We start from the raw sequence: 16,544 nt of genomic DNA, 5'->3' as shown, positions 1-16,544 counted from the left end.
CACAGCTCCGCCCTGGTGTGGCATCCGCCCCAGTGACGACACGCCGTGTCATCACCATACCGGCGACGACACGCGATGTCATCACGGCTACACTCGGATCATGGCCAGGTGGCGACCGGATGCCCGCGAGCGGCTGCGGCAGGCGGCGCTCGAACTCTTCGCCGAGCAGGGCTTCGCCGCGACCACGGTGCCGGCGATCACCGCGCGGGCCGGCCTGACCACGCGCACGTTCTTCCGGCACTTCGCCGACAAGCGCGAGGTGCTCTTCGCGGACGAGGCCGAGATCGGTGCCTACGCCAAGCAGCTCATGGCCACGGCGCCCGCCGACGAACCGCTGGCGTTCATCGTCGCGGGCCTACGCACGCTCGCCGAGACGTATTTCGAAGGTCGCAAGGACGACCTGCGGCAGCGGCGCGCCATCGTGGCGTCCGACCCGGGGCTGCGCGAACGCGACCAGCACAAGCGCGCGATGCTGGCCCAGGTGATGCGGGACGGCTTCCGGGCAGGCGGCCTCGATCCGCTGCGGGCCGACCTGCTCGCCGAGACGGCGGGAACCCTGATGTACGTGTCCGTCGCCGCATGGCTCGACACCGACGACGGTCGCCGGCTCGGCGACATCATCGACGCCGCACTCGCGACCTTGCGGACCGAGCTGGAAGGGCTGCCCACCTCGAACGGTCAGGTCGCGTCGGAAGGGTGAGGCCGGCGCGAGCGGGATCGGCCCTGTCCGGTGGTGCCGCCCGCCGGGTCGGGGCGTCGCCGCGAGCGTACGTCAGGCCGCGGCACCTCGACGGCTGACCCGGGCCCGGAGTGGTCGTCAGTCACCCGATTGTCCTTTCTCGACTTTCCCAGCGCAGGGGCGGACGAGGCCCCGGAAAGCCTCGCTCTGCTGGGGCAAGTGCCAGACGGGAACACCGGATTTGATCCGACCGACCACAATGTTGGTGGTGGCAGCACCCCTCAGCTCTCGCCAGGTTCGACTCCGGCGGGGCGGTGCCGTGGTCGTCGTGGTCGTCGTGGTCACGCTCGTCGCCGTTGCCGTCGCCACCGCCCTGGATGACAAGATCCTCGCGACGGTCAACACCGCGCTCGGCACGGTAACCGGCGTGCTCGCCGCGGTAGCCGGCGTGCTCGGGGTCTGGCATACGCTGCGACAGGGCGCGACGCAGGCGGCAGGGGGCGGGGCCAGCTCGGCTCGCCGATCGGTAACCGCTCCGACCGGTGATGCGCCCCGGGTGCTGCACGGACGCGAGACCGAACTGGTCCGGCTACGGACGGCGCTGGCCCGTCCGGAAGGACGGTTTCTGGTGTTGGCCGGCCTCGCCGGGGTCGGGAAGTCCGCGCTGGCGCTGGCCCTGCACGAACACGCAGCCGCCCGGCGCGGCGGCAGCGCCTGGTGGATCTCGGCGCGTACGCCGGAGACCTTCACCGACGGCCTCGTCCACGTCGCACAGACCCTCGGTGCCTCCCCTGCCGACATGGACGAACTGAGGGCAGGCACCGCGCGGGCCCGGGACCTCTGGTGGGAACTGCTGTCCCGGGTGCGTCGCGGCTGGCTGCTGGTCATCGACGACGCCGACGAACTCCGGGTGCTCGGCGCGTTGGACGGCACCGGTTGGCTCCGGCCGAGCAGACGAGGGCTGGTCCTGGTCACCAGCCGGGTCGGTAGTTCGCACCTGTGGGGACGTACCGCCGAGGTGATCCGGCTCGGACCACTCGCCGAAGGACCGGCCGCGCGGATGCTGCTGGACCTCGCCGGCGGTGGTAACGAGGCGGCGGCGCGCCGTCTCGCGCACCGTCTCGGCGGCCTACCGCTGGCGCTCAGGGTCGCCGGCAGCGCCGTCGCCTGGGAGTTCTCCCGATGGGACTCGCTCGCGGCCTACGAGAGCGCACTCGGTTCCGGAGACGCGACCGGCCTGCTCCACGTGGACCGGGGTGCCGGCGGGCCCGCGGATCCGCGCCAGGTCCCGGCAACGACCTTCGAGCTGTCCCTGGCCAGTCTCACGGAAGGGGGCCTGCCGCACGCGACGCCGCTTCTCCGGCTGCTGTCCTGCTACGCGCCGAACCTGCCGATCCCGGTCGGCCTCCTCGCCTGCGAGACGGTCAACGCGCTGCTCGGCGGCCCGACGGACGAAGCGGGCCGACAGCGGCACCTCCACACCGCGCTTCGTGGTCTGGCGCAGCTGAGCCTCATCACCGAAGGACGCCCGGAGCGGAACGGAGCATGGCCACGGACGGCGTCGTTGCATCCGCTTGTCAGCGAAGCCAGCCGCAGCCGGACGGTGGGCGCACCGCACCAGGTGGCCGTGGAAGCAGTCGTCGCGGCACTCGATCCGCTCCGCTCCGACGACAGTCGCACCTGGCCACTGGCCGCCGTCGTCAGCCCACACGTCCGGCAGCTACTCGACACGAGTCCGGCCTACCTCGACGAGGAACACCTCGCGGCGTTGCTCGACGTCGCAGCCCGGCTCGTGGCAGCCGCAGCCTGGAGCGGTGCGGCCGACGCCAGCGGACAACTCGCTTCCCATGCGCTCGCCCGCGTCACTCCCCTGCCCGAAGACCATCCCTCGCGCCTGAACCTCCGAGCGGAACTGGCCTGGGCCACCGGCCGCAACGGCGACTGGGACGCCGCCCGCGCCATGCTGGCCGCGCTGCTGCGGACCTGGGAGAGCCAGGCGGACCCGCCGCCGCTGAACGTGCTGGACGTGCGGCACAAGCTCGCCTGGGCGGTCGGCCAGACCGGCGACTGGGAATCGGCACGAGCGGGACTGACCGCGGTCGGCGAAGCACGTCGACGCCTGCTGGGCACCGACCATCCGGACACGCTGCACACCAGGTGCTGCCTCGCCTGGGCGACATGGCGTACCGGATCACCCGCCGAGGCCGAGGCCGAGTACCGGAGGGTGATCGCGGACCGCCGGGCGGTGCTCGGCGACGACCACGTGGAGGTACTCGACGCCTACCAATCCCTCGCCGAGGGCTACGTGCTCGACGACCGTCACGAGGAAGCCGAGGCGGTGTTGCGCATGGTCGTCGCCGGTCGTGTTCGCCTGCTGGGCCCCGAACATCCGGAGACCCTCGACAACTGCCCCCGCTACTGGCTCGGCCGCGCCCTACAGGGCCAGGGACGGCACGTCGAGGCCGCCGACATACTCCGGAGGCTGCTCCAGGAGCAGATCCGGTGGTTCGGCGTCGACCACCCGGCGACAGCGGCCACCCGAGCGCGCCTGACCGGCCAGCTCGGAACGGACGCGATCGACGCCCGGTGACCACCCGACGCCGTCCGACGCCCTCCGCGCGCCGAGCGGTGATGCGAGGATGGCGGCCGTGGTGAGCATCGATTCGTTGACTGAACGTGACCGCGACGAGTGGGAGGGTTTGACCCGCCGTTTTCACGCGCACTGGGCGGGCCGGTCGGGTCGACCCGCGACCGAGGTCGGCGACGAGGGCTACGAACGGACGTGGCAGCGCCTGGTGGACGGCGAGGAGATCCGAGGCATCTGCGCGCGGCGTGACGGTGAAATGGTGGGCATCGCGCACTACCTGTTCCACGCCGCCGTCTGGGGTGCCGGGAGGTGCTACCTGGCGGAATTGTTCGTGGAGCCACGGGCACGACGGCGAGGTATCGCGACGGCGATGATCAGATGGGTGGCCCGGGACGCCGAGAGGCACGGTGCCCCACGCCTGTACTGGAACACGGAGATCGACGCCGAGGCCCGCTCCCTGTACGACAGGGTCGCCGTCTACCGGGGCTACATCCTGTACAACTACTCGCGAGCTGCGACTGCCACCACGACGTGACCGACGTCCGGTCGGACCGCGGCCGTCGACCGCCCACGGGACCGTCTGCGGATCGGCCACCTGCGGAAGTGGGGGCGTCCAGGGAACTCAGGCGTTCCGTGCGGTGTCGGGGGCCGGCGTGATGCCGTAGTCGGCGAGCCAACCGAGCAGGTCGTCGCGGTGGGCATGGACGAGTGAGCCACCGGTGAAGCGGGGGTCGTCGGTGACCTCGGCGACGATCTGCGGGGGTGGGAGGAACGAGCGTGCCGCCGCGCCGGTGGTGAACTCGGCCTCGGCCAGGACCAGACCGTGCAGGGGCGGGTCGAAGATGTCGATGCCCAGCGGCGCGACGCTCAGCCGGGTCTTGGACAGCGTCGCGGCGGGCAGGCGGGCGAGCAGTTCGTACTCGGCCGGGGACAGGTAGACGTTCGTGATCAGCCCCTGGACGTGGCCCGGCCGGGCGGCGGGCACCTTCTGGGTGAGCTTGAACTCGCTGGATCCGTCGGTGAGGCTCTCGGAACGCCTGAGGCGCAGGCGGGTACCGGCCAGGTACCGGTCGGTGATGCGACGGCTGGCGGTGACCGCAGCCGGCGGCGGCGGTCCGGCCAGCAGGAACCGCCGCTCCCGCTCGATGCGAGCGTACTTCCCCTCGCGGACCGGCTCGGCTGTCATCGGACCCCATTCCGGCACCGTGCGGTGCTCATCGCGGGCATGAGGGTCCGGCGGTCGCGGAGTAGCTGCGCCGCAGCACGAGCCCGTCCGGCGTACGCGTGGGTGACGCGTACGCCGGACGTTGGACGGCTCTACTGCCAGGCGCCGCTGCGGCAGATGAACTGGGTGGTGCCGCTGTACTGGGTGGTACCCCCGTCGACGTAGCTGTAGCTGGCCCGCACCGGGTGGCCGAGGTTGCTGGCCGGGCAGGTGGCGACGAGGGTCGGCCCGGCGGTCGTGAAGGTGCCGACGCTGCCGGAGTACCAGGTGATGCTCCAGGTCGTCGTGCCGGTGCTGCTGCCGTCGCAGTAGAACTGCGACGCGCCGGACTCGCAGAAGGGCGCCGGGGCGGCGGCGAGGGCCGGCGTGGCCCCGGCGGCCACGAGGCCCAGGGCGGCAAGCGCGGATGTGGCCAGGGCCGTGACGGTGGTACGCATGGAACTCCTCCCAACGTAGCCAGGCAACGACTGAGCGCGACGTCAGCCTAACCGTTGCATCGACGTACCCGAATTAGCTGTTCGGTCAGTCGGTCGCCCGGTGCAGCCAGCGGTCGTGGTGCACCGCCTCGGCGAGCGGCCGGCGTCGCCGCCACCCGTGCCGCTCCAGGTCGGGCACGGCCTCCAGATGGGTGACCGGCCCGACGCACAGCCAGGCCACCGGCCGGATGCCGGCCGGCACACCCAGCAGGTCGGCCAGGAACGACTCCCGGTAGAAGGAGACCCACCCCACGCCCAACCCCTCGGCGGTCGCGGCGAGCCAGAGGTTCTGGATGGCCAGGCAGACCGAGTAGAGGCCGGCGTCGGCGATGGCGTGCCGCCCGAGCACCGCCGGGCCCCCGCGCTGCGGGTCGTAGGTGACGACGATCGAGAGCGTCGACTCCAGCACCCCGTCGATCTTGATGCGCGCGAACCGTTCGGCCGCTGCACCGTCCAGAGTGGCGGCGAACGTGGCCCGCTCGGCCTGCACGTGCCGGTAGAACCGACGACGGACGGCAGGGTCCCGCACCAGGACGAAGTCCCACGGCTGCGAGTGGCCGACGCTGGGCGCGGCGTGCGCGGCGTCGAGGATCCGGTGCAGGGTGTCGGCCGGCACCGGATCCCCGGTGAACTCGGCCCGGACGTCCCGGCGGCGGTGGATGGCGTCGTAGAGTTCCACAGGCAGGCTCCCGCTGCGCTCGGCCCACCCCCGACGGGTGGGCGCTCGACGCGAGGCCGGTCTTCGGACTCCCGGATCAACGCCGACCCGTCCGCCTTCCCAGCCGTACGGCCAGTGGCTGCGCTCCTCGCGCCTGGACGGTCGCTCCCCGGTCACCGCGGCGGGCCCGTGCCGGATTCACACCGGCTTCCCGATTCTCCCCGCAGTTGCGGGGCACCTCGCACGATCATGCCGCCGCCGATGCTATCGGTGGATCACGTACGGGTGGCGGTGGTGCGGCCACGGTTCCCGGTCGGGTAGTGCCTGCGCAGGTCGGAGGTCGTCATCCGGTCGAGCATCCGGTCGGGAAGGACGCGGGAGGCCCGGATGAGGAGGGCAGCCGTCGCGCCGATGGTGTAGCGGGTGCGGGGCCTGCGGTCGGTCACCGCCGCGGCGATCCTCTTCGCGGCGACGGCGGAGGTCACCCCGGCCCTGGTGAACGCCGCCACGTGGGAGGGGATCGCCTGCATCAGGGCACCGTAGCGCTCGTTCTGCTCCGGGGTCATCGTCTCGTCGAGACGGCCGAGGGCGGCGAGGCCGACGCGGGACATCTCGGTTTTGACGCCGCCCGGTTCGACCACCACCACCCGCACGCCGTACGGGGCCAGCTCGTTGCGCAGCGCGTCGCTCATCGCCTCCATGGCGAACTTGCTGGCGGCGTACGGACCGTAGCCGGCCATGGAGACCCTGCCGTTGAGGGAGCTGATGTTGACGACGCGCCCCTTGCCGCGCAGCAGCACGGGGAGCAGGGCCTGGGTGACCGCGACGTGACCGAAGAGGTTCACCTCGAAGATGCGCCGCCACTCGTGCAGCGGCACCACCTCGACCGGGCCGGCACCGGGGACGCCGGCGTTGTTGACCAGCGCCCGCAGCGGCAGCGGATCCCGCCCGACGCGTGCGGCGAGCGCAGCGACGTGGTCGGGGTCGGTGATGTCGAGGATCACCGGCTCGATGCGGTCGGTCCGCAGGGGCGTGGCGTCGCCCTCGCGCCGCACGCCGGCGAGGACGTGGAAACCACGCCGGGCCAGTTCCCGCGCGGTGGCCGCACCCATGCCGGTCGACGCGCCGGTCACGACCACGAGTTCCCGACTTTCAGTTGACGTTGTCATCTCTCAAGTCTGCACCAATCAGATGACAACGTCAACCGAGTGAAGTGACTTAGTCATCACCGGCGGACTAGCATCGTCCGCGTGACCAGCCGCGCCGAATCAGCCGCCGCCACCCGCCGCGCCCTGCTCGAAGCGGCCGCCGAGCTGCTCGACTCCGGTGGCCTCGACGCGGTGACGTTGCGCGCGGTGGGAGCACGCGCCGGAGTGACGCGCGGAGCGCCCTACCGGCACTTCCCCGACAAGGAAAGCCTGCTGATCGCCGTCGGGACCCGGGCCTGGGACACGCTCGGGGACCGCATGCAGACCCTTCGCGCGACACCTGGCCTGTCGGCCGCCGAAAAGCTCCGCGGCGGCCTCCTCGCACTCGTCGACGTCGGCCGCCGTCAACCGCACCTCTACAAGCTCATGTTCAGCAACCCGCCCGGCGACCCCAGCGCACTCGCCCGGGCCGCCCAGCGAAGCCAGACCGAGTTCCTGGCCGTCGTCGCCGAACTGGTGGGCGAGCAGGACGCCCGCCGGTACGCGGCCCTGCTCATCAGCAGCGCCAACGGGATCGCCGGCCTACAGGCCAGTGGCCAGCTCGCCGACCCGAAGTGGGGAGGCGTCAGCGCCGAAGAGCTCACCGACACCCTCGTCGACATGGTCGCCGTCAGGAACCGGCACACCTGACCGGCGGGCAGCGGACTCGACGGCCGGTGGGGACCGGTCGGCACGTGGGCCCGGCAGCACCGGGTCTGGCAGGCTGACGGTGGTCGGCGGGCCGGGGACGACACGGGGCCGACGAGCCGGCCGGTGGCCCGTGGGTAGGTCCGGGCAGGGCCGACCCGGGAGCCGGCCCTGCCCGACGTCGTCCGTCAGCGGGCGGGAAACCTCTCGTCGAGGGCCAGGTTGAGTTCCAGTACGTTCACGCCGGGCTCGCCCATGAAGCCGAGCGACCGGCCGGTGGTGTGCTTCGCCACCAGTGCCCGGACCGCTGCGGGGTCCGCGGCGCGCTCGCGCGCGACCCGGGCCACCTGGATCTGGGCGTACGCCGGGGAGATGTGCGGGTCGAGGCCGCTGCCGCTGGCGGTGACGGCGTCGGCCGGCACCGCGGGTGTCGCCGGAGCGTCACCCCGCACCGGCACGATCAGCCCGCCGGCGGCCACGTAGTCCTCGTCCGGCCTGGCCAGTTCGACAGGCACGCCCTGCCAGGAGCTGACGAACGGCGTGGCCGGGGCGACCTGGTTGACGCTGACCACGCGGATGACCGGGCCGGTGAGCCCGTCGGCGCGGAACACGGCAAGCACCGCGCCGACCCCGTCCGGTGTGCAGTACGGGCGTCGTCCGTCCACCCCGTCCAGTGCACCCACCGCCCTGGAGCGGGCGCAGACCTGGGTGAGCAGGCTCTCGGAGGCTGCCTCCGGGTCGGTCGAGAGGGTGTCGACGACGCTTTCCGGGCCAAGGTTGCCGGCCGCCGTGGAGATCGGGTCGTAGCCGTCGCCGGCGGCGGACGGGCGGGACTGGAAATAGCGCGGGACGGGGTTGCCGTCCCCGTCGGTGAACGACTGCCCGATCAGCGCGCTGCCGATGGTCTTGCCGTCCACGGTGATCAGGGAGCCGTCCGCCGTGCCGGACAGGCCGGGAAGCTGCCCGGCCGCGACCAGGGCGAGCGGATAGGCCAAGCCGAGCAGCACGGTGAAGACGAGTACGGCGCGCAGGGCGGCCAGGTGTTGGGTGAGCCAACTGGGAAGTCGCATGTCAGATCCCCGGGACGAACTGGATGAGCAGGTCGATGAGCTTGATGCCGACGAACGGCACCACGATGCCGCCGAGGCCGTAGCGCAACAGGTTGCGGCTGAGCAGCTTCGAGGCGCTGGCCGGGCGGTAGCGCACACCGCGCAGGGCCAGCGGGATCAGTGCGATGATCACCAGGGCGTTGAAGATGACCGCCGACAGGATCGCCGACTCCGGGCTGGCCAGCCGCATGACGTTCAGCGTGTCCAGGCTCGGGTAGATGCCGGCGAACATGGCCGGGATGATTGCGAAGTACTTCGCGATGTCGTTGGCGATGCTGAACGTGGTCAACGCGCCCCGGGTGATCAGCAACTGCTTGCCGATCTCGACGATCTCGATCAGCTTCGTCGGGTCGGAGTCCAGGTCGACCATGTTGCCGGCCTCCTTCGCCGCCGACGTGCCGGTGTTCATCGCCACGCCGACGTCGGCCTGGGCCAGGGCGGGGGCGTCGTTGGTGCCGTCGCCGGTCATCGCGACCAGCCGGCCGCCCTCCTGCTCCTTCTTGATCAGCGCGAGCTTGTCCTCCGGCGTGGCCTCGGCGAGAAAGTCGTCCACGCCGGCCTCGTCCGCGATGGCCTTCGCGGTACGCGGGTTGTCGCCGGTGATCATCACGGTCCGGATGCCCATCCGGCGCATCTCGTCGAAGCGCTCGCGCATGCCGGCCTTGACCACGTCCTTGAGATGGATCACCCCGAGGGCGCAGGCCGGTTCCCCGTCGACGTGCTCGGCCACGACGAGGGGGGTGCCGCCGATGCCACTGATCTCGTCGACGATCTGCCCGACCTGCTCGGTGGGGTGGCCGCCGTTCTCGCGTACCCACTTCATCACGGCGGCGGCGGCGCCCTTGCGGACCCGGCGCGCCGGGTCCTGACCGGCGTCGGCGGTGAGGTCGACGCCGCTCATCCGGGTCTGCGCGGTGAACGGCACGAAGGTGGCGTGCGGAATGAGGCCGGGTTCGCGCTCACGCAGCCCGTACCCGTTCTTGGCCAGTACCACCACGGAGCGCCCCTCGGGCGTCTCGTCGGCCAGGCTGGAGAGTTGGGCCGCGTCCGCGACGGTGGCCGCGTCCACGCCGTCCACCGGCAGGAACTCGGCGGCCTGCCGGTTGCCGAGAGTGATCGTGCCGGTCTTGTCCAGCAGCAGCGTGTTGACGTCGCCGGCCGCCTCGACCGCCCGACCGCTCATCGCCAGCACGTTGCGTTGGACGAGGCGGTCCATACCGGCGATGCCGATCGCCGAGAGCAGCGCGCCGATGGTGGTCGGGATCAGGCAGACCAGCAGCGAGACCAGCACCACGCCGGTGACCCCGGAGTCGGTGATCGCTCCGGAGTCCGGCGCGGCGGCCTGGTAGCCCTTGGCGAAGATGGCGAGCGGTTGCAGGGTCACCACGGCCAGCAGGAAAATGATCGTCAGCGCGGCCAACAGGATGTTGAGCGCGATCTCGTTCGGCGTCTTCTGCCGGTTGGCGCCCTCCACAAGGGCGATCATCCGGTCGATGAAACTCTCGCCAGGCTTCTGCGTGATCTTCACGACGATCCGGTCGGAGAGGACCTTGGTCCCCCCGGTGACCGCGCTACGGTCGCCGCCGGACTCCCGGATCACCGGGGCGGACTCCCCCGTGATCGCCGACTCGTCGACGCTGGCGATGCCCTCGACCACGTCACCGTCGCCGGGGATGATGTTGCCGGCCTCGACCAGCACGACGTCGCCCTGCCTGAGCTCCGGTGCCGGCACGGCCTCGTCGGTGTAGGTGTTCGCGGCGGCCCCCGGCGTCCAGCCGACCAGCCGGGTCGCGATGGTGTCCTTCTTCGCCTGCCGCAGCGTGGCTGCCTGCGCCTTGCCCCGGCCCTCCGCGACCGCCTCGGCGAGGTTGGCGAAGAGCACGGTCAGCCAGAGCCAGATCGCGATCGCGATCGCGAACACCGACGGGTCGGCGGCGGCGAGCACCGTGGTGAACAGCGCGCCGATCTCCACGATCAGCATCACCGGGTTGCGCCACAACGTGCGCGGGTCGAGTTTGCGCAGCGCGTCGGGCAGGGACCGGAGCAGCTGCTTCGGATCGAGCAGACCGCCGCCGACCCGGTTGCCCTGGGTGGCGGGTGTACCGGCGGTGGCCGCGTCGGCGGTGCCGTGCGGTGCCGACGTGGACGTGGTCATGTCCTTCTCTCTCATGGTGGTCACAGCCCTTCGGCCAGCGGGCCGAGCGCGAGCGCGGGCAGGAAGGTGAGCGCGACGAGGACCACCGTGACGCCGACGACCATCCCGACGAAGAGCGGCTTGTGGGTCGGCAGGGTGCCCTCGGACGCGGGAGTCGGCTTCTGGCGGGCCAGCGAGCCGGCCAGCGCGAGTACGAAGATGATCGGCAGGAACCGGCCGAGCAGCATGCACAGGCCCAGCGCGGTGTTCCACCACGGCGTGTTCACCGTGATGCCGGCGAACGCGGAGCCGTTGTTGTTGCTCGCCGAGGTGAACGCGTAGAGCACCTCGGACAGGCCGTGCGGGCCGACGTTGAGGGCTGTGGAGTTGTTACCCGTCGCGAAGGCCGCCGCCGTCCCGGCCAGCACCAGCACGGGGGTGACCAGGAAGTACATCGAGGCGAACTTGATCTCCCTTGAGCCGATCTTCTTGCCCAGGTACTCGGGGGTACGACCGACCATCAGGCCGGCGACGAACACGGTGATCACCGCAAGGATCAGCAGGCCGTAGAGGCCAGCGCCGACACCGCCGGGGGCGACCTCGCCGAGCATCATGTTGCCCAGCAGCATCCCGCCGCCCAGCGCCGTGTACGAGTCGTGGAACGAATTGACCGCGCCGGTCGAGGTGAGCGTGGTGGCGGCGGCGAAGGTGGCCGAGTTCGACATGTCGAACCGGACCTCCTTGCCTTCGAGGGCCGCGCCGACCGCCTGCGGCACCGTGCCGTGCCCGCCGAGTTCGAACACGTTGGTCAGGGTGATGCTGGCGACAGCCAGGATGCCCATCACGGCGGCGACCGCGTAACCCTGCCGGTTCTGGCCGACCATCCGGCCGAAGACCCGGGGCAGGCTGAACGGGATCAGCAGGATCAGGAAGATCTCCAGCCAGTTGGTCCACGGGGTGGGGTTCTCGAACGGGTGGGCGCTGTTGACGTTGTAGAAGCCACCACCGTTGGTACCCAGCTCCTTGATGACCTCCTGGCTGGCCACCGGCCCGCCGGTGATCGTCTGGCTGCCGCCGGTCAGGGTGGTCACGTCGGTGCCGGCCGACAGGTTCTGCACCACGCCGCCGACCATCAGGGCGAGTGCGCCGAGCACCGCGATCGGCAGCAGGATCCGCAGCACGATCCGGGTCAGGTCGACCCAGAAGTTGCCCAGCTCGCCGGTGCGGCTGCGGGCGAAGCCCCGCACCAGCGCCACCGCGACGGCGACGCCGACCGCGGCGGAGACGAAGTTCTGCACCGCCAGGCCGGCCATCTGCACCAGGTGGCCCATGGTCGACTCACCCGAGTACCACTGCCAGTTCGTGTTGGTCACGAACGACACCGCGGTGTTCCACGCGCCGTGCGGCACCACCGGATCGAAGCCCAGCGACAGCCACAGCCTGTCCTGCACCCGCTGGAACAGATAGAGGAACAGGATCGAGACCGCCGAGAACGCCAGCACGCTGCGGGCGTACACGCCCCACGACTGCTCGGCGGCCGGGTTGACCCCGACCAGGCGGTACACGCCCCGCTCCAGGCGGGACTGCCTGGTGCCGGACACCACCCGGAACATGTAGTCGCCGAACGGCCTGTAGACCGCGACGAGGCCCGCGACCAGGGACAGGGCGAAGACGACGCCCGCTGTCGTCGTGGTCATCAGAACCGCTCCGGGAACAGCAGGGCGACCACCAGGAACACGGCCAGCCCGATCGCCAGCACCAAACCGACGGCGTTGACGGCGCTCACAGCTTCTCCACACCCCTCACCACGAGGGCGAGCGCTGCGAACAGCCCCACCGTCAACACCACGAACAGCACGTCAGACACCGCTGACTCCTCTGACCGGCAATGAGATCGTCACGACCGCCATCCGGTCGCGCCGGGCAATCACAACGCCTCCGACGTGCGACGAACAGGGTCGTTAACGCAACCATCACGCCGTCCGGGCGTTTCTTGACGCGCCTTTAACACCGCACGCTGATCAGGTGAAACGGCTCACATGCTTCGCGGGCTACTCACGGTGGACCACGTGCTTCCCGCTGCCGGTGCGGTGGACCCGGTGGGTCTCGCCGCGCTCGTTGCCGGCCCGTTCCGGCTCGGCCGGCAGCATGCCGCAGAACCGCTGTCTGCGGCATGCTGCCGAGAGGGTGCCGCCGGCGGGTTCCGGTACGCGACGGAGCAGCGGCAGGTCGTCGCCGGACACGCGGTTGCCTAGCGGGTGAGGGACTCCTGATAGATGTCGGCGTAGGTGCGCGTGCCCTTGATCAGATCGTCGCAGAAGGCGGCGACGTCGGTGCCCGTGACCTCCAGAACGCCCTTGCCGGCCGCGACACCCTCCTCGAAGAAGTCGACGATTCCCGGCAGCAGACCCCCGTCCACCAGATCGGTCGGCCCGACCTTGAACAGGTAGCGCTGCATCTCCTGGTAGACGATCCGGTAGTCAGGCGGGAGAGCCTTGACCCGGGCGACGTGCGCCCGCCACTGCTTCTTGCCCTCGACGATGTCTCGAATGCTCATGTCAGTCTCCCAACCGGGCCAGTTTGCGTGCGACGTTCCGGTTCAGCTGCTCCCGCCACCGGTCGCGGTAGGTGCGGGCCCCCGCTCCGCCGGCCAGCGCCGCTGCGAAGCCGGGGATGTCGTCGCCGAGCACCTCGTCAACGCGCTGCCCGTCGGCTGCGGCCTCTTCGAGCAACCCGAGGGCGGCATCGGCGACAGGGGTCAGGTTGCGGCCCGTGAAGCTCCCATACGGGAAGAGGCCCGCCGTGATCTGTCCCCACGCCGCCTGATAATCGGCCGGCAACGCCTGCGCCCGATCCTCGAACGCTTTCCAGTCTCGGGTCAGATCGCTGCCCGTGATGGTCTCCCAGAAGCTCATGCCCCGCCCTCCTTGAGTTTGTCGATCCGCGAGGAGACGTACTGCCATTTCGCCCAGAACATCGCGAGCTCCCTGCGCCCAGCGTCGTTGAGCGTGTAGAACTTGCGCGGCGGACCCACTTCGGACCGTCGCTTCGACACCTGGACGAGCTTGCCGCGTTCCAGACGCAGCAGGATGGTGTACACCGTGCCGTCGATGACGTCAGCGAAGCCGAGCGCGTTCAGGCGGCGCGTGATGGCGTAGCCGTAGGTCTCCTCACGGCTGATGATTTCGAGCACGCAGCCCTCAAGCGTGCCCTTCAGCATCTCGGTCAGATCCTCCACCGCGCCCCCATCCACTATTCAGTGTCACCAACTACTGGTACACGGTATCACCGAATACCGGTAGTCGGTACCACCGGGCACCGGTGGATTTCCGCCCGCCACGGGCGGCGGCAGTCAGCTTCAGCAGCAGGTGACGGTGCGGAGCCCTGCGGCGTGGTCGCCGGAGGCGGCCTGAGCGGCGACGGCCCGGATCTGGTCGCGGGTGAGGTGGTGGCCGGCGCGGATCACGGCCGAGATCGAGGACAGGTTCGCGGCATCGGCGAGCGGGTCGGCGTCCAGCAGCAGGAAGTCGGCGTCCATCCCGGCCGCGATCCGGCCCATCCGGTCAGACCGGCCGAGATACGCCGCCGGACCGGTCGTGGCGGCGCGCAGGATGTCCAGCGGCGGGATCCCGGCGGCCGCCCACTCGCCGAACTCCAGGCGCATCGTCTGGCCCGGGGTGGCGCCCTGACCGTCGGTGCCGGTCATCATGGGCACCTTGGCGGCGTGGAAGATGCCGACCATGCGCACACAGAGCTCGTACGCTTTGCGGTAGGTCTCGCGTGTCGTGGCCGGCAGGCCGTCGAAGGTCCTGAGAACGTCCTGACGCTCGGCTCGTTCCTCGGCGGACAGCAGGGCGGAACCGGGGTCCTGCCGGTATTCCGGGGCGTCGGCGAGGTACTGGGTACGCAGGCGTACGAGGGTGGGTGTCTGCCAGGTGCCGTTGGCCGCGAAGGTGCTGGCCAGCTCCCGCGCCCTGGCCTCGTCGAAGGTGTCGAGAGCCTGCCCCAGCAGGGCTACGGCTTCCTCCTTGGCGAAGGCGGCCGGATTGATGAGCCGCCTGTTCTGCTGGCCGGCCAGGACGTCGTCGGCAAGTGGCAGGCCCAGCGCCCATTGCGGTACGGGCAGCGCCGGCCTCTCCCGGCCCCACAACGTGTCGCGTTCCGTGGAGCAGGTGATCCAGATGTTGCTGCCGGTGCCGAAGTGCTCGACCGAGTGGTAGCCGAGCCGGGACGCCTCGGTCACGCTCACGTCGGGCGGCAGATGCCCGGCCGTCGGGAGGCCCTCCTCCCGCGCCTGTTCGAGCGCCGCGAGGAAGGGCTCGCGGTCGTACACGACGATCTTGATGAAGTCGGCACCCTGCTTCCTCTGTCGCTCGACCTCGGCCCGGGCGTCGTCGGCGGATCCGGCGTTGAACGGCGACAGCAGTGCTCCCGGCATGGCGAGCAGGGCGGGGGCGTACTCGGTCAGCGGCAGCCGGCGCTGCGCCCGGTAGCGCAACAGCTCCTCCGAGGCGGCCATCTGGCGTATGCCGGTGACGCCCTCGGCCAGCATCGTCGCGAGGTAGCCCCGGGCGTCGCCGCCCTGCAACGTGTGGACGTGCATGTTGTTGTAGCCCGGGACGGCGAAGCGGCCGCCGCCATCGACGACGCGCACGTCCCCGGCGGTGGCCGCCGCGGAGCCGGTCACGGCGGTGATACGGCCGTCGCGCACCAGCACCGACCGGTGTGGACGCCGGGAACCGTCGACCGGATCGATCACCGTGACGTTGTCGATCCGGATCGGCGACGCCGTCGGGAACACGACCCGGTCGGGCTCCCTCCTGGTGAGCGCCCGGGTCGCCGGAACACCTACCGCGGCGGCCACGATGACGCCCCCACCCATGGCGAGGAAGCGACGACGGGTACGGCGCGGCTTCGCTGAGTCGTCGGACCTGCCCGGACCACCGGCGACACCCGGGTCAGCGTCCAGGCCCTCACCGCCTGGCCGCTGCTGCGACTCTCGGGTCCCGCCGCAGCCACCAGGCGACGGGACACCCGCATCCCGGGAGAGGTTCACCGGCACGCCGTCCCGGAGCCGCTCCCGGCCGGACGGACGTCGTTCCCGGTGATCGTCAGTCGGAGCCCGTCGGCGGTCGCGGCGGCCCCCCGGTAGACGAGGCCGGCGGGCAGCGTCGGCAGATCGACCGTACGCGACTGGGCCCTGTCGCCGAGACGGCTGGCCGGCAGCCGGACGCCCAGGAACGGGATCTCCACCTCCTCGGGCTCGATGCGCAGGACCCCGTCGACGATCTCGGGATCGGCGTACACCGTCACCTGCTGGGAGCGCCCGAGCAACTGGATCTGCATCTGCACGGTGAGACGTCCGGCGTCGTCCGCGCCGTAGCCGGCCGGGCTCGTCGGGCCCGGGGAGCCGTGGGCGGCGGCGGCCGTGCCGAGTTGGGCGTACGGCAGGGTGACGTCGGCGACGACCGACCCGGCGCTGATCCCCCCGGAGCCGGGCAGCCGCACGTCGTGCGCGGTCGCCTCCACCGCCGCGGAGAACCGGCCCACCGTCACCTGCGGCACCCGGACGTGGACGGTGCGGAAGGTCCCGCGAGCCAGTTGGATCAGGAACGGGCCGCCCCCGAAGTCGGCCTCGGGCGGCTCACTGAGCCCGGCGGCGCATTGCAGCCGGGCGGCGAGACGGTCGGATGCGTCGCCGGCGACGACCCGGTCGGCGGTGAACCCGATGCCCAGCACCAGCACGACCGGTGCTCCCGCGATGATCCATTTTCTGTGCACGGCCGATACCTCCAGGTGAGTCAGGACTGTGGCCCCCGCCGGACCAGGCCGGCCGGCACGC

17 protein-coding genes and 1 riboswitch are annotated in these 16,544 nt (G+C 71.1%); of the genes, 4 read left to right on the top strand and 13 right to left on the bottom strand.

Going from position 1 to position 16,544, the window contains the following annotated elements; genetic code table 11:
• Positions 1-100: 100 nt before the first annotated feature.
• The 3 genes from ACN267_RS04280 to ACN267_RS04270 all read left to right on the top strand — a co-directional run bounded on the left by ACN267_RS04280 (position 101) and on the right by ACN267_RS04270 (position 3,801).
• Positions 101-700, top strand: a complete 600-nt coding sequence (locus ACN267_RS04280) for a TetR/AcrR family transcriptional regulator (protein WP_239486379.1) — start codon at positions 101-103, stop codon at positions 698-700.
• Positions 701-1,007: 307 nt separating this feature from the next.
• Complete coding sequence (locus ACN267_RS04275; RefSeq protein ID WP_421487974.1) at positions 1,008-3,269, top strand: tetratricopeptide repeat protein; 2,262 nt, start codon at positions 1,008-1,010, stop codon at positions 3,267-3,269.
• 76 nt (positions 3,270-3,345) lie between these two features.
• Positions 3,346-3,801: a GNAT family N-acetyltransferase gene (locus ACN267_RS04270; RefSeq protein ID WP_421487973.1), complete on the top strand. Its 456-nt coding sequence runs from the start codon at positions 3,346-3,348 to the stop codon at positions 3,799-3,801.
• 87 nt (positions 3,802-3,888) lie between these two features.
• Here ACN267_RS04270 and ACN267_RS04265 read toward each other — a convergent pair whose 3' ends face one another.
• The 4 genes from ACN267_RS04265 to ACN267_RS04250 form a co-directional block, all read right to left on the bottom strand.
• Positions 3,889-4,452, bottom strand: coding sequence for a hypothetical protein (locus tag ACN267_RS04265; RefSeq protein ID WP_421487972.1), 564 nt, complete (start codon positions 4,450-4,452; stop codon positions 3,889-3,891).
• Positions 4,453-4,583: 131 nt separating this feature from the next.
• Positions 4,584-4,928: a hypothetical protein gene (locus ACN267_RS04260; RefSeq protein ID WP_421487971.1), complete on the bottom strand. Its 345-nt coding sequence runs from the start codon at positions 4,926-4,928 to the stop codon at positions 4,584-4,586.
• 85 nt (positions 4,929-5,013) lie between these two features.
• Positions 5,014-5,646: a 5,6-dimethylbenzimidazole synthase gene (gene bluB / locus ACN267_RS04255; RefSeq protein WP_204961691.1), complete on the bottom strand. Its 633-nt coding sequence runs from the start codon at positions 5,644-5,646 to the stop codon at positions 5,014-5,016.
• Positions 5,647-5,683: 37 nt separating this feature from the next.
• Positions 5,684-5,877, bottom strand: a riboswitch (cobalamin riboswitch).
• 23 nt (positions 5,878-5,900) lie between these two features.
• Positions 5,901-6,794, bottom strand: coding sequence for an SDR family oxidoreductase (locus ACN267_RS04250; RefSeq protein WP_204961684.1), 894 nt, complete (start codon positions 6,792-6,794; stop codon positions 5,901-5,903).
• 81 nt (positions 6,795-6,875) lie between these two features.
• Between ACN267_RS04250 and ACN267_RS04245 the strand changes: the two genes are divergently transcribed.
• Positions 6,876-7,463, top strand: a complete 588-nt coding sequence (locus tag ACN267_RS04245; protein ID WP_204961683.1) for a TetR/AcrR family transcriptional regulator — start codon at positions 6,876-6,878, stop codon at positions 7,461-7,463.
• Positions 7,464-7,648: 185 nt separating this feature from the next.
• Here ACN267_RS04245 and ACN267_RS04240 read toward each other — a convergent pair whose 3' ends face one another.
• The 9 genes from ACN267_RS04240 to ACN267_RS04200 form a co-directional block, all read right to left on the bottom strand.
• Entirely contained in the window at positions 7,649-8,530 is an 882-nt protein-coding gene (locus ACN267_RS04240) for a potassium-transporting ATPase subunit C (protein ID WP_421487970.1), read from the bottom strand.
• A gap of 1 nt (position 8,531) precedes the next feature.
• A complete protein-coding gene (kdpB, locus tag ACN267_RS04235; protein ID WP_421487969.1) occupies positions 8,532-10,724 on the bottom strand; it encodes a potassium-transporting ATPase subunit KdpB in 2,193 nt (730 codons plus the stop codon).
• Between the two features lie 20 nt (positions 10,725-10,744).
• On the bottom strand, positions 10,745-12,400 hold the full coding sequence (gene kdpA / locus ACN267_RS04230) for a potassium-transporting ATPase subunit KdpA (RefSeq protein WP_421487968.1): 1,656 nt from the start codon (positions 12,398-12,400) through the stop codon (positions 10,745-10,747).
• Positions 12,400-12,489 carry a K(+)-transporting ATPase subunit F gene (kdpF, locus tag ACN267_RS04225; protein WP_074475088.1) on the bottom strand — a complete coding sequence of 30 codons (90 nt, stop codon included), beginning with the start codon at positions 12,487-12,489 and terminating at the stop codon, positions 12,400-12,402. The genes kdpA and kdpF overlap by 1 nt, the downstream gene beginning before the upstream one ends.
• Before the next feature lie 464 nt (positions 12,490-12,953).
• Positions 12,954-13,259: a DUF1048 domain-containing protein gene (locus ACN267_RS04220; RefSeq protein ID WP_204961678.1), complete on the bottom strand. Its 306-nt coding sequence runs from the start codon at positions 13,257-13,259 to the stop codon at positions 12,954-12,956.
• Position 13,260: 1 nt separating this feature from the next.
• Complete coding sequence (locus ACN267_RS04215; protein ID WP_204961677.1) at positions 13,261-13,617, bottom strand: DUF1048 domain-containing protein; 357 nt, start codon at positions 13,615-13,617, stop codon at positions 13,261-13,263.
• A complete protein-coding gene (locus ACN267_RS04210; protein ID WP_421487967.1) occupies positions 13,614-13,940 on the bottom strand; it encodes a PadR family transcriptional regulator in 327 nt (108 codons plus the stop codon). The genes ACN267_RS04215 and ACN267_RS04210 overlap by 4 nt, the downstream gene beginning before the upstream one ends.
• Positions 13,941-14,060: 120 nt before the next feature.
• Positions 14,061-15,584, bottom strand: a complete 1,524-nt coding sequence (locus ACN267_RS04205; protein WP_281896114.1) for an amidohydrolase family protein — start codon at positions 15,582-15,584, stop codon at positions 14,061-14,063.
• A 170-nt stretch (positions 15,585-15,754) separates the two neighbouring features.
• Complete coding sequence (locus ACN267_RS04200) at positions 15,755-16,483, bottom strand: DUF2993 domain-containing protein (RefSeq protein WP_204961674.1); 729 nt, start codon at positions 16,481-16,483, stop codon at positions 15,755-15,757.
• Between the last annotated feature and the right edge of the window lie 61 nt (positions 16,484-16,544).

The sequence above is a fragment of the Micromonospora sp. WMMD734 genome, assembly GCF_049178975.1.
GTDB classification, from domain to species: domain Bacteria; phylum Actinomycetota; class Actinomycetes; order Mycobacteriales; family Micromonosporaceae; genus Micromonospora; species Micromonospora wenchangensis.
This window is presented reverse-complemented; position numbering and strand designations above follow the sequence as displayed.